Raw genomic sequence first — 12,551 nt, 5'->3', positions numbered from 1 at the left:
TCCTGAAACGAAGGGGCGCGCATGGCCGACGAGACGCAGGACATTCACGACCAGGACCTCGGCACCAGCCCTTCGCGGATCAACGATCCACGTATCCGTCACGAGGTTGCCCGTGCCATCGTATGGGTCGGCGTGGTCGGCGCAGTGGCGCTGGCGATCTGGATCGCCCGCCCTTTGCTGGTGATCTTCGGCGCCATGGTCTTCGCCTCGATGATCGATGGCGGCGCGCGCCTGCTTGGCCGGGCGCTCAACATCGCGCGGGTCTGGCGCGTCTCGATCGTTCTGTTCGTCACCGCCGCCTTCCTGCTGTGGCTGGCCTATTTCGCCGGATCGACGATTTCGCAGGAAGCGGCGCAGTTTCCCGCGATCATCGAACGGCAGATTACCGAGCTGATCGACTGGGCGGGCCGGCAGGGCTTCCAGGTCGACCAATCACAGCTGCAGAACTATCTCGGCAATATCGGCAGCGGCATCAGCACCGTCACCAAGGCGCTGGGCGGCATTCTCGGCGGCGCGGCGACCATCGTCCTGATCCTCGTGATCGGGGTTTATGTCGCGATCGACCCGCAGCTCTACGAACGCGGGGTCGCCTGGATGCTCCCACGCGAGCAGCGCGACCGCTTTTACGTCACCGCTGCGCGGATGGGCCAGACCATGCGCCGCCTGATGGCGGGGCGCCTACTCGGCATGGTGGTCGAGGCAGTGTTCACCTATGTGATGCTCGCCTGGGTCGCCCCGCTGGTGGGGATCGGCGCGGTGCCGATGGCGGCGCTGCTCGCGATCCTGACCGGCCTGCTGGCCTTCGTCCCTAATCTGGGCGCGCTGATCTCGGGCGCGCTGATGGTGCTGGTCGGCTTCTCGGGCGGGGCGGAAATGGGCATCTACACCATCGCGGTCTATTTCTTCGTGCAGAATTTCGACGGCTATGTCGTCATCCCGATGATCGCCAAGAAGACGGTCGATCTGGCGCCGGCGCTGGTGCTCGCGTTCCAGTTGATCATGGGCATATTGTTCGGGATACTCGGCCTGTTTCTGGCCGATCCGCTATTGGCGATGATCAAGGTCGCGCTCGAACGCCGGGCCGAACAGGCGAACGAGAACCAAACCAGAGAGGGTGCCAAAGATGGCGCGTAAGTTCCTGTACTTCATTGCGGTCTGCATCGTGCTGGTCATCATCGGCGGGATCGCGCTGACGATCTGGTCGCGTGAAGCGACCGAGATCGCTTTCGTCCCCCGTGGCGACTTCGTCGAGCAGGCGCCGCTCGACGCCAATGCCTACCAGGACCCGGAGATGTGGTATTCGCGCCCCGGCCTCGGCACCAGCGATCCGGCGCGCTACCAGCCGGCGGTCGCCGACGCCCAACCAGACCCGGCTGGACGCGAACCCTCGCCCGACGCACCCGCTGCCGAACAGAGCCTCGACCGCGGCGACCCGCTTGCGACCACCACCTCGACCACGGGCGAAGCGGCAGACCCGCAGGCGCTACCCGAGTTCGCGGTCTTCTTCGTTCCGCCGACCAGCTATATCCAGGCGGGCGGCGACTGGAACGCGACGCTCGAAGATGCGACCACCAACAATCGCGCGCGCGTCTTCCTCAAGGGACTTGCCAGCCCGTTCAATCGCGCGGACGAATTGTGGGCGCCCAAATACCGTCAGGCGGCGGCAGGGGCCTTCCTGACCAACCGGCCCGAAGCGCAGCAGGCGATCGATGCCGCCTATGCCGATGTCGCGCAGGCGTTCGACTATTTCCTCGACAGCGTGGACGAAGACAAGCCGATCGTGCTCGCCGGGCATAGCCAGGGCGCCGCGCATATCCTGCGCCTGCTGCAGGACAGGGTTGCAGGGACGCCGCTCGAAGCGCGGATTGCCGCAGTTTACGCGCCCGGCTGGCCGGTATCGGTCGAGCATGATCTGCCTTCGCTGCCCTTCCCCGCCTGCGCTTCGGCGGACCAGGCGCAATGCCTGCTCGCCTGGTCGGCCTTTTCCGACGATGGCGATGCCGACATGATCATGCGCCGCTACGAGGCCACCGTAGGCTATGACGGCGAGCCGCGTGGCACCGGGCCGATATTGTGCGTCAATCCGCTGACCGGCAGCGCAAATGGCGACGCCCCCGCCAGCGCCAATCTGGGCACGCTGGTCCCCGACGAAACCCTTTCGAAAGGCGAACTGGTCGCGGGCGCAATCCCGGCGCGCTGCGGCGCGAATGGCCTGCTCTATATCGGAGATCCGCCCGAGCTGGGCGAAGGCGTGCTGCCGGGCGGCAATTACCACGTTTACGATATCCCGCTGTTCTGGAAGAACTTGCAGGAAGACGTCATTGCACGGGTGAAAGCATGGACGGCAGCGCGGGTCTCGTAACCGACAACGCGCTGACCTATGGCGATGCATTGCCCGAGGGCGGTGCTTTGCTCGGGCTCGATCTGGGCACCAAGACCATCGGCGTCGCGACCTGCGATGCCGGCTGGCGTTATGCCACCGCGGGCAAGACCATCACGCGCAGCAAGTTCACCAAGGATTGCGGCGCGCTGCGCACGATCGTCACCGAGCGGAAAATTGCCGGTGTGGTGATCGGCCTGCCGCGCAATATGGACGGAACCGAGGGCCCGCGCGCACAGGCCAGCCGCGCTTATGCGCGCAATCTTGCGCAGACGCTGCACTTGCCCGTCCTGCTATGGGACGAGCGCTGGTCGACTTCGAGCGCCGAGGCCGCGATGATCGGGCAGGACATGAGCCGCGCCAAACGCGCCACCAAGATCGACAGCCATGCCGCCGCGATCATCCTGCAGGGCGCGATAGACGCGCTGGCCGGCGGCGGGCTATAGTGCCAGCCGCGATGCGGCTGATCGACGCCCTCAGGCACCTCGTGACCGGCGAAGGTGCGGATCCCGACACCGGGCTGGGCCACCGCGAACGCGCCTTGTCGCGGGCGTTGGCGATTATCGCTGCGATCTTCCTGATCCTCGGCTTCGCGCTGTTCGCGATGCTCTATGGCTGAAGCCGGGCGCGGCGCGCCTGCGCCTCGCGTGCCAGCATGACATCCCCCGCCAGTTCAGCCTCGCGCCACAGAGCGTCGCGCTCCGCCGCGCTGCTGGCGAGGCCCGCTCGCGCTTCGAAACAGGCCAGCCGCATCCGTCCGCTGGGATGGTGTCGTCCGAAGTCTTCGGCCAAATCGAGAGCGTCGGCATCGCCCAGCGCGACTGCGCAGCGCAGGAAGGTCTCGCTGGCCGAAGGGTTCAGCACCGCGCTCACTTCCGACCTCTCGAGGTCGAAGCCATATTGGTCGAACCAGTCCTGCCCCGCCCCGACGCGCATGATGTTGAGCGAAACCGAGGTTGCCTCGGGCGGGAGCTGCGCATGCACATCGAGATGCGCGCGGTAGTGCATCAGCCGCCCCTTATGCAGCGCGCTGCGTTCGACGAACCGTAACGCGACGCGCTCGCCTAAGTAGCCGGCGATCGAGGGGTAGTCGATTTCGTAATAGTCGCTGCGATAGCCGGGCCCGAAATAACCCGCAGTGAGGAAATCGAAATTGTGGTCGTGCGGCACGCCATAGACAAAGCTGCCCGCGCCGCTGCTGCGGAAACAGCTTTCATCCTCGCTCGGCCAGATATTGGCGCGGAGGAAACAGCCGCCGACCATTGGGGACAGCACGATGACCTGCGGTCCGTAGGCGCTGTCCTCGAATGTATCGCGATGCCGCTCGCGCAAATGGTCGATCAGCAGGTCACCGAGAAAATTGCGGTTGTTGGCCAGCCGCGCGAGCGCGGCTGCCGCTTCCATGGTGCTGCTCTCGTCCTGCGGATCGAACCCGTCGGCAATCGCTTCCACGGTTTCAGCGAGGCTCGCCAACCGGGTTTCGTGGTTCGCGATTATGCGGGGCATGGAGCGGGCTCCCATCGAGCGAGCTGCGGATGGGCTTCCACCAGCCGGGCGCGCAATGCGCCCGCCTCGGGGGCCAGATCATCGGTGGGATCGGTTGCAATCCTGCCGAGCGCGGCAAATCCCGCCGCGCTGTCGAGCGCCAGGCACTCGCGCAAGGCCTGCCAGCGCAAGTGATCGCTGCCCGAACGGGTCATCGCTGCAAGCACGGGCGCGGCATCCTTGCGGCGCATCCGGCCAAGCAAGGCCATCATCATCTCGTCACGGCTTTCGTGCCGGTCCCCGCTCGCGCGATGCACCAACCTGCCCGTGGCGAGGTCGTACTGGCGGGTCGGCCGGGGCCGTGGGGCGATCCGGGTGAGGCGCAGAGTGAGAAACCGTCCGTAAACCCGGCGGACCATCCGTGATTTGGCCGCGCCGGCAAAGCTGAGCCGGTCGCCTGCCCCGATGGTGCGGCAGCTTCTGTCGATGACCGCATGATCGCGACGCTCTCCGCGGATTTCGAGCAGCGCGATATCGGCCGCCCCCGCCAGCACGATTTCATCCCATTCGCTATCGGGGAACGTCGCCACTGCATTGGCATCCTGCGCCGCTTGATCGTCGTGGAGCGCCAGACCCAGCGCGGCGCGCCCCTTTGCCGCCAGCTGGAGAAAGTGGAACCCCGGGCGCGACTGGTGGCGAAATGCCAGCTGTGCGAGCGGACACGCGCGGTGCACTTCCACCAGCCTCCCGACGAGCGGCGCCATGACGCGCATCGCCGCCCCGCCATTGGCAAAGAGGCCCGTGAGCGCCGGACAATCATCCAGCCTTGCCCCCGAACCGTAGGCCTCGAGCTCCCGCAGGACAGGCGCCAGGCCCGCGTCCTTGCGGCACTCCGCAACAATTTGGACAACTGCCTCGCTCATGGCGCGCTGCGCGGCAGTGTCGCCACGCAGCGCGCCGATTTGCGGATCGATATGCATCTCGCCGTCAACCGGTCAGAGCAGCATTTCGACCAGCATGTGGTCGTAAACATAGACCATGATCGCCACGATCGTGTCGTCCGGTCCAGCGGACGAGAAGCTGCCGAACAGCCCGGTCGCGGCATCCAGATCGGGCAGACTGCCCAGCTCGATCTCGGGAAATTTCATGTGGTTCTCCTACATTCGGGCGAACCCCGACCCCGTGTCCCCGTCCGCCACTGGCGAGACTGGCGAAGCGCGCGGCCCGCATGAAATTAAAACATTGTAAGCGCGTGAACTGCGCGGCTATCGCGGCAGGCGATGAGCGAGCAGCCGCGAAAATTCGATCCGTCCAAGGCGACGTCCTTCTTCACGGGACGCGGCCATCCGGGCTGGCTGGGGCTGAAATATTCGGACCATGGCGACGACTGGGTCGAACTCGAACTGCCGTGGCGCGAAGACCTGCTTGGTGAAGAAGGCCAGCGCGTGCTCGCCTCGGGACCGATCCTCAGCCTGATGGACATGGCCAGCGGCATGGCGATCTGGCGCGCGATGGACGAATTTTCCGCCATCGCCACGCTTGACCTGCGCGTCGATTACGTGCGCCCCGCACGTGAGGGGGCGAGCGTCTTCGGGCGGTCGCAATGCTATCGCCTCACGCGCAGCGCGGCGTTCGTCCGGGGCCTCGCGCATGATGGCGATGCCGATGATCCGGTGGCCCATATCCAGGCGGTCTTCATGAAGATCGCGTCGACGGCGAGGCTGTGACCATGGCGGATATCCCCGAAATCGAGGCGTTGACGCCCTATGCCCGTTCGCTCGGCATTACGCTCGACAGCTGGGAGGATGGCACGCCAATTCTGTCGGTGCCGTTCGACGAGATAGTCGAGGGACGCCCAGATCATTACCATGGCGGTGCGACCGGCGGCCTGCTCGAAACCGCGGGCTACGCCGTCTTGCGTGCCGAGCTGGCACGGCAGGACCGTGCCGCCATGCTCAAGCCGATCAACATCACCGTGCAATATCTCGCGGCGGGCAAAAGCCGCACCAGCTACGCAAAGGGGCGGATCACCAAGCTCGGGCGGCGCAGCGCGAACATCACCGTCGAAGCCTGGCAGGACGAGCGCAGCCGCCCGATAGCGACTGCCGTGATGAATGTCCTGATGGCCGGACCGACCGGCTAGTTACCCGCGTCCTCGGTCTCGCGCAGCCGCTCGTCGCGGCGGTTGCGGATCGCCTCGAAGCGGCGCTCGTCCGCGCGGCGACGGGCTTCCTCGATCGCTTGTTCGTCCACGGCGAGGCCATCCTCACCGATAGTAATGTCGACCGGGATGCCGTCGATCTCGGTCGAGAATACCGCCTCGCCATCGCGGATGCGCAGGCGCGAATTGCCATCGCCCAGCGGAATATCATCGAGGCCGGGGACGTCGAGCGGCTCGATCGGCGTGCCGGGGTCGTTTTGTTCGCGCGGCGCGGGCTGGCTCGGCGCAGCCTTCACGTTCATCGCCCCGTTCATGAAATCGCGCCAGATCTTCGCGGGCAGCCCCCCGCCGCTGATCCCGCCTGCGAGCGGCGAATTGTCGTCGTTCCCGATCCATACGCCGACCACCAGATCGCCCGCATAGCCGACGAACAGCGCATCGCGATTGTCTTGGCTGGTCCCGGTCTTGCCGAAGTTCGGCCCGCGCAGCATCGCCGCGCGCCCGGTGCCGTCATTGATGGCGGCGCGCAGCATACCCTGGATATCGTCATGTGTCCGGCCCGATAGCGAACCCGGCCCGTCCCACAGCGTCTCCCACCAGCCCTTTTCCTCGCGCGCGAAGGCATGCGGCTCGACCGGGAAGGCATTGGCGGCAATCCCCGCATAGGCGGCGGTCAGTTCGATCAGCGTCATGCTGGTGGACCCCAGTGCGATGCTCGGATCGCCTTCGACGAAAGAGGCGCGGATGCCGAAGTCGCGCGCGGTCTGGATTACCTTCTCCGAGCCCACTTCGTTGAACAGCCGCAGCGTCGCGACATTGCTCGACCGGGCAAGCGCATCACGCAGCGTGATCGTGTCCGAATAGCGCTCGTTGGCATTGCGCGGGCGGTAGCTGCCCTCGGTGATCTCGGTATTCGCGATCTCGTCGTCGGGCGACCAGCCATCGCGCAGCGCCGCCAGATAGACGAAAGTCTTGATGGTCGATCCCGGCTGGCGCTTGGCCTGCGTGGCGCGGTTGAAGGGCGATTTCGCATAGTCCTTGCCGCCGATCATCGCCACGACCTCGCCATTGCGGCGCATCGCGACAAGCGCGACCTGCGCCCCGCCCAGCGGCGCGCGCTGCGTCACCTGCCGCGCGATATTCTGCAGGCGGCTGTCGAGCGTGGTGGTCAGCGTCTGGCGTTCATAGCCCTGCTCGGTCAGTTCGCGCGCGCCGGGCAGCGCCCAGTCGGCGAAATAGGTCCCCGTGGGCAGATCGTTGCGCGTGCGCACATCGAGCGCGGGCGGCTTCATCGCGCGCGCTTCGGCCTCGGTGATATAGCCCGCATCGACCATCGATTGCACCACGATCCGCATGCGCCGTTCGGCGCGGTCGTAATGCCGCGTCGGGGCGTAGGCGCTCGGCGCCTGCAACAGCCCCGCGAGCATCGCTGCCTGGTTGGGCTTGAGGTTCTCCGGCTTGCGATAGAAATAGTGCAGGCTCGCCGCGCGCAGTCCGTAAACATTGTCACCGAAATAGGCGTTGGAGAGATAGCGGCTGAGGATGTCGTCCTTGGTCAGCCAGCTTTCCAGCCAGAAGGCGATCAGCGCCTCGCGCGCCTTGCGCGTCAGCGTGCGTTCGGGGGTCAGGAAGGTGAACTTTGCCAGCTGCTGGGTGATCGTGCTGCCCCCGCCGGTCCCGGTGAAGGCCGCCCGGGCAATCCCGCGCGGGTCGATCCCCCAGTGCGAATAGAAGCGCCGGTCCTCGGTGGCGAGGAACGCCTCGACCACATGCGGGGGGAGGTCCGCGACCGCGACCGGTTCGTCGGTTATCGCCCCATTGCGTGCGATCGGCGTGCCATCGGCGGCAAGCAGCGTGATCTGCGGGGCGGCTATCGGTTCGAGCGATTTCGACAGCGGCGCGGTTATCGCCAGCCATGCGACCAGCACGATGAACAGGGCGATTATCGCCGCGAGTATGCGCCCCAGCCACCAGCGCTTGCGGCGTTCGCGCCAGTAAACGCGTTGCCACCAGCGCAGGCGCTTTTTCTCTTCCGCCTCGAGCGCGCTGTCGTGGCGGTCGAGCCGGCTGTCCCAATCGTCGTAATCGAGCGCATCGTGGGTGGCGTAATAGCCGCTATGCGACGGAAGTTCCGCCTGCGGCTGCGGCCTGCGCCGGAAGAGGTTGAATACGCCCATCGCCTACTGTGTTAACCGAACAATACAGGCAGCGATAGGGGGTCTCGCCTTAACTCTTGCCAACCACGCTCTCGGGCAGGTCGTCGCCGAACACGCGCTGGTAGTATTCGGCCACCAGCATGCGCTCTTCCTCGTCGCATTTGTTGAGGAAGGACAGGCGGAAGGAGAAGCCGACATCCTTGAAAATGGCGTAGTTCTGCGCCCACGTGATGACCGTACGCGGGCTCATCACGGTACTGATATCGCCATTGATGAAGCCCTGCCGCGACAAATCGGCGACCTTGATCATGTCGGCGAGGATCTTGGGATCGATATCGGGGTTCTTCGCCTCGACGATTCTCTGCTCAGTTTCGGCGGGCAGGTAGTTGAGGCCGACGACGATGTTCCAGCGATCCATCTGCCCCTGGTTGATCTGCTGCGTGCCGTGATAAAGGCCCGAGGTATCGCCCAGCCCGACCGTGTTGGCGGTGGCGAACAGGCGGAAGCCCGGATCGGGGCGGATGACGCGGTTCTGGTCGAGCAGCGTCAGCTTGCCCTGCTGTTCGAGCACGCGCTGGATCACGAACATCACATCGGGGCGGCCCGCGTCATATTCGTCGAACACCAGCGCCACCGGGTGCTGCAGCGCCCACGGCAGCAGGCCTTCGCGAAATTCGGTGACCTGCAATCCGTCGCGCAGCACGATGGCGTCGCGCCCGACAAGGTCGATCCGGCTGATATGCGCATCGAGGTTGATGCGGATACACGGCCAGTTGAGCCGCGCGGCGACCTGTTCGATATGCGTCGATTTGCCCGTGCCGTGATAGCCCTGCACCATCACGCGGCGATCGTGCGCGAAGCCTGCCAGGATCGCCAGCGTCGTGTCCGGGTCGAACACGTAGGATTCGTCGAGGTCGGGCGTGCGCTCGTCCGGCTTGGAGAAGGCGGGCACCTGCCAGTCGATATCGATCCCGAAGGTTTCGCGCACGTCGACAGTGGTGTCGGGCGCGGGGAGGACGGTCTTGGCGGAAGCGTCGAAGCTCTTGTCGGTCATATCGTTCATCGCGTGTGGCGGGGTAGCGGGATGGATAGGTAGCTGCAAGCAACGAAATTGCACCCCGGCCCAAGCATCCCTCGACTCCCCTTGCAAGCGGTCGCATAGTCGCGCCGATGCCGCCGATCCCCTTGTCCGAACGCCTCCGCCTCAAGCTCGTCGAGCAGGTGCGCGGCGTGTTCAACGACGTGGAGAGCGGGCAACAGCCGGTGCCGCCCTCGGACGAGGCGCTGTTCGCCAGGGACACGCCGATCCGGATGGTCCATGCCGATATCGTGGCAATGATGGTCGGGGGGATCCGCGGCCTGCTGCTGCAGATGCTGCATCCGCATGCGCTGCAGGGCGTGCTCGACCATTCGAACTTCCGCAGCGACATGCACGGCCGGCTGCGCCGGACTGCACGGTTCATCGCGGTGACGACCTTCGGCCACCGGGACGATGCGCAGGCGGCGATCGAGCGGGTCAACCGCATCCACGCAGCCGTCGGCGGGACATTGCCCGACGGATGGCCCTATTCCGCCAGCGACCCGCGCGTACTGGCATGGGTGCATGTGGCCGAAGCGACCAGCTTCCTCGCCGCCTATCTGCGCCACGTTCGACCCGACATGCCGGGCGCCGAACAGGACGAATACTATCGCCAGTTCGCGGTTATCGCATTGGCGCTGGGCGCCGATCCGGTGCCGACGAACCGCGCCGAGGCGGAGGCGATCTTTCGCGAATTGCGCAGCGACCTGGCCGCATCGCCCGCGGCGCGCGAGGTGGCCGATCTCGTGCTTAGCCAGCGCCCCAAGGGCGCCCCGCCCGCGGTGCAGGCTCTGCTCGGTGCCGAAGCGGTGGCGCTGCTGCCACCATTCGCGCGCTCGATGCTCGGTCTCGAACGCCCCGGGCTGGCGGCGATCCCCGCGCGCGCGGCAACCTGGGGGATGGGCAAGACGCTGCGTTGGGCATTCCGCCAGACCTAGGCGATCGGCGCGGGCAATTCGAAGATATCGGCATAGGCAAGCGCCAGATCGCGGTCCCCCTCGATCACCAGCCCGGCATCACGCTCCAGCTCTTCGGCTCCTACCCCGCCATAGAGCAAGCCCGCGAGAACCGGGGCGCCGGGGGCGCGGAACACCGCCTCGGCAACACCCGGATCGGCGCGCTCGATCGGCAGTCGGCCATCCGCCATGCGCGCGACGAAGGTTTCGCCCCCGATGTCGAAGCCGATCGTCGCCTGCATGCCCGCGGCCTTGGCGGGATCGAACATCGTGCGCATCGACAGCATCAGCGATACCGGCGAAAGCGGCAGCGTGGGATCGTGCCGCGACGACATCGCCGCCCAGCGCCCCAGCTCCTGCACCAGCGGTTCGGCGCGATAGCCCCATTCGGTCAGTTCATAGACCTGCGCCGACACCGGCGGCGGCAGCTTGCGCCGGTTCAGCACGCCTGCTTCCTCCAGCCCTGCCAACCGTTCGGTCAGGACCTTCGCGGAAATGCCCGGCAGGTTGGCGCGCAGGTCGGAAAACCGCCGGGCACCGAACATGAGTTCCCTCACAACGAGCAGCGCCCAGCGTTCACCTACCAGCTCCATCGCAAACGCCGTTCCGCAAGCGTCGTCGTACCATTTTCCGTGACCCATAGTTTCTTTTTGTAACTTCATAGTTGCTTTTAGTAACTCATCGACGCATCACACTCAAGGTCCGAGTCGGTCGGGCCCTGAGGGAGAGCGTCATGAGCAAGTTGATATTCGTAAACCTGCCGGTCACGGACTTGGCACGATCCACGGCGTTTTACGAGGCGGTCAGTTTCACCAAGAACCCCAAGTTCAGCAATGAGCAGGCTTCGTGCATGGTGTGGTCGGACACAATTCACTTCATGCTGCTCAGGCATGATTTCTGGAAGACCTTCACCGACAAGCAGATTGTCGATGCGCCCAAAGGGGCGCAGGTCCTGCTGTGCCTGACCCGCGACAGCAGGGACGAGGTCGATGCCATGGTCGCGCAGGCCGGGGCCGCCGGCGGCGCACTCGACCCGACACCGGTGCAGGACATGGGCTTCATGTATGGGCGCAGCTTCGAGGATCCCGACGGCCATATCTTCGAGATCAGCTGGATGGACCCGCAAATGGCCGCCGAAGGTCCGCCCGCCGAAGCGATGGCCTGACAGCAGACTGGAGGAGCGAGCAGATGTATATCGACGGATTTGTGATGGCGGTCCCCACCGCCAACAAGGACAAGTTCACTGCGCATGCCGAAATGGCGGACAATGTTTTCATCGACTTAGGCGCGACGCGTGTGATCGAATGCTGGGGCGACGACGTGCCCGATGGCGAAACCACCGATTTCCGCAAGGCGGTGAAGGCCAAGGATGACGAGGCCGTGGTGTTTTCCTGGATCGAATGGCCGGACAAGCAGACCCGCGATGCCGCTATGGCGAAGATAATGTCCGAGGACTTCTCCGACGAGCGGATGGATCAGGAGAAGAACCCCATGCCGTTCGACGGCAAGCGGCTGATCTTCGGCGGGTTCGCCCCCGTCGCCGAACTCAACGGAGCATGACCATGACCAACGCCCAGGGCGATTTCGTGTGGTACGAGCTGATGACCACGGATGCCGATGCAGCGCAGGCGTTCTACGAACCGCTGATCGGCTGGACCTTCGCGGATAGCGGCACGCCGGATGTCGATTACCGGATCGGCAGCATGGCAGGCACCGAAGTGGTCGGCATGATGCAATTGAGCGAGGAGATGCAGCTGGGGGGCGCACGCCCGGCGTGGATCGGCTATATCGCAGTGGACGAGATCGGCGCTTCGATTGCCGCGCTGAAGGACAAGGGCGGCCAGCTGTTCATGGAACCCAACCACCTCGACGGCGTGGGCCATATGGCAATGGTCGCCGATCCGCAGGGCGCGCCTTTCTACCTGATGCAGCCCGAAGGCGAGGGCAGCGAATCCTTCGCCAAGCACGAACCGCGCGATGGGCATTGCGCCTGGAACGAGCTGGTCACCGACGACCGGGACGCAGCGGGCGCTTTCTATTCCGCGCTGTTCGGCTGGCAGAAGGGCGAGGCGATGGAGATGGGCGAACTGGGCCTCTACCAGATGTACAACCATGCCGAGTACGGGCTTGGCGCAATGATGGCGCGGCCTGAACAGATGCCAGTGTCGCTGTGGCGCTACTATTTCCGCGTCCCCGAAATCGGCGCGGCGAAGGCTTATATCGAGACAAACGGCGGGCAGGTCGTCAACGGGCCGATGGAAATTCCGGGCGGCGAATTTGCGCTCCAGGCGGTCGATCCGCAGGGCGCGATGGTCTCGCTGATCGGTAAGTAGGG

The 12,551-nt window shown here is 65.4% G+C and carries 16 protein-coding genes; 10 read left to right on the top strand and 6 right to left on the bottom strand.

Translation table 11 applies throughout. The annotated features are described in order from the left end of the window. The first annotated feature begins 21 nt into the window (after positions 1–21). The 4 genes from VWN43_RS03955 to VWN43_RS03940 are packed head-to-tail and all read left to right on the top strand — an operon-like array spanning position 22 to position 2,999. Entirely contained in the window at positions 22–1,134 is a 1,113-nt protein-coding gene (locus VWN43_RS03955; RefSeq protein WP_253517349.1) for an AI-2E family transporter, read from the top strand. Next, a complete protein-coding gene (locus VWN43_RS03950) occupies positions 1,124–2,362 on the top strand; it encodes a DUF3089 domain-containing protein (protein ID WP_320180574.1) in 1,239 nt (412 codons plus the stop codon). The genes VWN43_RS03955 and VWN43_RS03950 overlap by 11 nt, the downstream gene beginning before the upstream one ends. Then, positions 2,338–2,826, top strand: a complete 489-nt coding sequence (gene ruvX, locus VWN43_RS03945; protein ID WP_320180575.1) for a Holliday junction resolvase RuvX — start codon at positions 2,338–2,340, stop codon at positions 2,824–2,826. The genes VWN43_RS03950 and ruvX overlap by 25 nt, the downstream gene beginning before the upstream one ends. Further along, positions 2,826–2,999 carry a hypothetical protein gene (locus VWN43_RS03940; protein WP_330768162.1) on the top strand — a complete coding sequence of 58 codons (174 nt, stop codon included), beginning with the start codon at positions 2,826–2,828 and terminating at the stop codon, positions 2,997–2,999. The genes ruvX and VWN43_RS03940 overlap by 1 nt, the downstream gene beginning before the upstream one ends. On the opposite strand, the gene VWN43_RS03935 is transcribed toward VWN43_RS03940, so the two are convergent. Genes VWN43_RS03935 through VWN43_RS03925 form a run of 3 tightly spaced genes read right to left on the bottom strand, consistent with a single transcriptional unit; the run spans position 2,990 to position 5,013 of the window. Continuing rightward, the gene (locus tag VWN43_RS03935; protein ID WP_320180577.1) at positions 2,990–3,886 is read right to left on the bottom strand and encodes a transposase; all 897 of its coding nucleotides are present in this window, start codon (positions 3,884–3,886) and stop codon (positions 2,990–2,992) included. The two genes, VWN43_RS03940 and VWN43_RS03935, sit on opposite strands and share 10 nt — an antisense overlap. Further along, positions 3,874–4,845, bottom strand: a complete 972-nt coding sequence (locus VWN43_RS03930) for a hypothetical protein (protein WP_320180578.1) — start codon at positions 4,843–4,845, stop codon at positions 3,874–3,876. Before VWN43_RS03930 ends, VWN43_RS03935 begins: the two co-directional genes overlap by 13 nt. Positions 4,846–4,860: 15 nt before the next feature. Further along, positions 4,861–5,013, bottom strand: coding sequence for a hypothetical protein (locus VWN43_RS03925; protein WP_253517366.1), 153 nt, complete (start codon positions 5,011–5,013; stop codon positions 4,861–4,863). A 132-nt stretch (positions 5,014–5,145) separates the two neighbouring features. Between VWN43_RS03925 and VWN43_RS03920 the strand changes: the two genes are divergently transcribed. Together VWN43_RS03920 and VWN43_RS03915 are read left to right on the top strand one after the other, a co-directional pair. Continuing rightward, entirely contained in the window at positions 5,146–5,592 is a 447-nt protein-coding gene (locus VWN43_RS03920; RefSeq protein WP_320180579.1) for a PaaI family thioesterase, read from the top strand. A 2-nt stretch (positions 5,593–5,594) separates the two neighbouring features. After that, positions 5,595–6,008 carry a PaaI family thioesterase gene (locus VWN43_RS03915; protein ID WP_320180580.1) on the top strand — a complete coding sequence of 138 codons (414 nt, stop codon included), beginning with the start codon at positions 5,595–5,597 and terminating at the stop codon, positions 6,006–6,008. Here the strand turns inward: VWN43_RS03915 and VWN43_RS03910 are convergent. Both VWN43_RS03910 and cobS read right to left on the bottom strand, forming a co-directional pair. Then, a complete protein-coding gene (locus VWN43_RS03910; protein WP_320180581.1) occupies positions 6,005–8,203 on the bottom strand; it encodes a transglycosylase domain-containing protein in 2,199 nt (732 codons plus the stop codon). The genes VWN43_RS03915 and VWN43_RS03910 overlap by 4 nt on opposite strands. Before the next feature lie 49 nt (positions 8,204–8,252). Further along, positions 8,253–9,245: a cobaltochelatase subunit CobS gene (gene cobS, locus VWN43_RS03905; protein ID WP_253517388.1), complete on the bottom strand. Its 993-nt coding sequence runs from the start codon at positions 9,243–9,245 to the stop codon at positions 8,253–8,255. 107 nt (positions 9,246–9,352) lie between these two features. Between cobS and VWN43_RS03900 the strand changes: the two genes are divergently transcribed. Beyond that, a complete protein-coding gene (locus VWN43_RS03900) occupies positions 9,353–10,198 on the top strand; it encodes an oxygenase MpaB family protein (protein ID WP_320180582.1) in 846 nt (281 codons plus the stop codon). Here the strand turns inward: VWN43_RS03900 and VWN43_RS03895 are convergent. Beyond that, positions 10,195–10,809, bottom strand: a complete 615-nt coding sequence (locus VWN43_RS03895) for a winged helix-turn-helix transcriptional regulator (protein WP_320180583.1) — start codon at positions 10,807–10,809, stop codon at positions 10,195–10,197. The two genes, VWN43_RS03900 and VWN43_RS03895, sit on opposite strands and share 4 nt — an antisense overlap. A gap of 140 nt (positions 10,810–10,949) precedes the next feature. On the opposite strand from VWN43_RS03895, the gene VWN43_RS03890 reads away from it, so the two are divergent. From VWN43_RS03890 to VWN43_RS03880, 3 genes are read left to right on the top strand one after another with little or no spacing between them, the layout of a single operon-like run. Next, entirely contained in the window at positions 10,950–11,381 is a 432-nt protein-coding gene (locus VWN43_RS03890; protein WP_320180584.1) for a VOC family protein, read from the top strand. Between the two features lie 23 nt (positions 11,382–11,404). Beyond that, positions 11,405–11,776, top strand: a complete 372-nt coding sequence (locus VWN43_RS03885; protein WP_320180585.1) for a DUF1428 domain-containing protein — start codon at positions 11,405–11,407, stop codon at positions 11,774–11,776. Positions 11,777–11,778: 2 nt separating this feature from the next. After that, positions 11,779–12,549 (top strand): VOC family protein, encoded by a 771-nt coding sequence (locus VWN43_RS03880; protein WP_320180586.1) that lies wholly within the window; start codon positions 11,779–11,781, stop codon positions 12,547–12,549. Positions 12,550–12,551 lie beyond the last annotated feature (2 nt).

Origin of the sequence: Qipengyuania sp. HL-TH1 (assembly GCF_036365825.1) — a bacterium.
GTDB lineage: Bacteria > Pseudomonadota > Alphaproteobacteria > Sphingomonadales > Sphingomonadaceae > Qipengyuania > Qipengyuania profunda.
This window is presented reverse-complemented; position numbering and strand designations above follow the sequence as displayed.

Excerpts from the sequence above, each read along its gene's own strand:
- VWN43_RS03955 (WP_253517349.1), top strand. The coding sequence starts at position 22 with ATGGCCGACGAGACGCAGGACATTCACGACCAGGACCTCGGCACCAGC.
- VWN43_RS03950 (WP_320180574.1), top strand. The coding sequence starts at position 1,124 with ATGGCGCGTAAGTTCCTGTACTTCATTGCGGTCTGCATCGTGCTGGTC.
- ruvX (WP_320180575.1), top strand. The coding sequence starts at position 2,338 with ATGGACGGCAGCGCGGGTCTCGTAACCGACAACGCGCTGACCTATGGC.
- VWN43_RS03935 (WP_320180577.1), bottom strand. The coding sequence starts at position 3,886 with ATGCCCCGCATAATCGCGAACCACGAAACCCGGTTGGCGAGCCTCGCT.
- VWN43_RS03930 (WP_320180578.1), bottom strand. The coding sequence starts at position 4,845 with ATGCATATCGATCCGCAAATCGGCGCGCTGCGTGGCGACACTGCCGCG.
- VWN43_RS03925 (WP_253517366.1), bottom strand. The coding sequence starts at position 5,013 with ATGAAATTTCCCGAGATCGAGCTGGGCAGTCTGCCCGATCTGGATGCC.
- VWN43_RS03920 (WP_320180579.1), top strand. The coding sequence starts at position 5,146 with ATGAGCGAGCAGCCGCGAAAATTCGATCCGTCCAAGGCGACGTCCTTC.
- VWN43_RS03915 (WP_320180580.1), top strand. The coding sequence starts at position 5,595 with ATGGCGGATATCCCCGAAATCGAGGCGTTGACGCCCTATGCCCGTTCG.
- VWN43_RS03910 (WP_320180581.1), bottom strand. The coding sequence starts at position 8,203 with ATGGGCGTATTCAACCTCTTCCGGCGCAGGCCGCAGCCGCAGGCGGAA.
- cobS (WP_253517388.1), bottom strand. The coding sequence starts at position 9,245 with ATGAACGATATGACCGACAAGAGCTTCGACGCTTCCGCCAAGACCGTC.
- VWN43_RS03900 (WP_320180582.1), top strand. The coding sequence starts at position 9,353 with ATGCCGCCGATCCCCTTGTCCGAACGCCTCCGCCTCAAGCTCGTCGAG.
- VWN43_RS03895 (WP_320180583.1), bottom strand. The coding sequence starts at position 10,809 with ATGGAGCTGGTAGGTGAACGCTGGGCGCTGCTCGTTGTGAGGGAACTC.
- VWN43_RS03890 (WP_320180584.1), top strand. The coding sequence starts at position 10,950 with ATGAGCAAGTTGATATTCGTAAACCTGCCGGTCACGGACTTGGCACGA.
- VWN43_RS03885 (WP_320180585.1), top strand. The coding sequence starts at position 11,405 with ATGTATATCGACGGATTTGTGATGGCGGTCCCCACCGCCAACAAGGAC.
- VWN43_RS03880 (WP_320180586.1), top strand. The coding sequence starts at position 11,779 with ATGACCAACGCCCAGGGCGATTTCGTGTGGTACGAGCTGATGACCACG.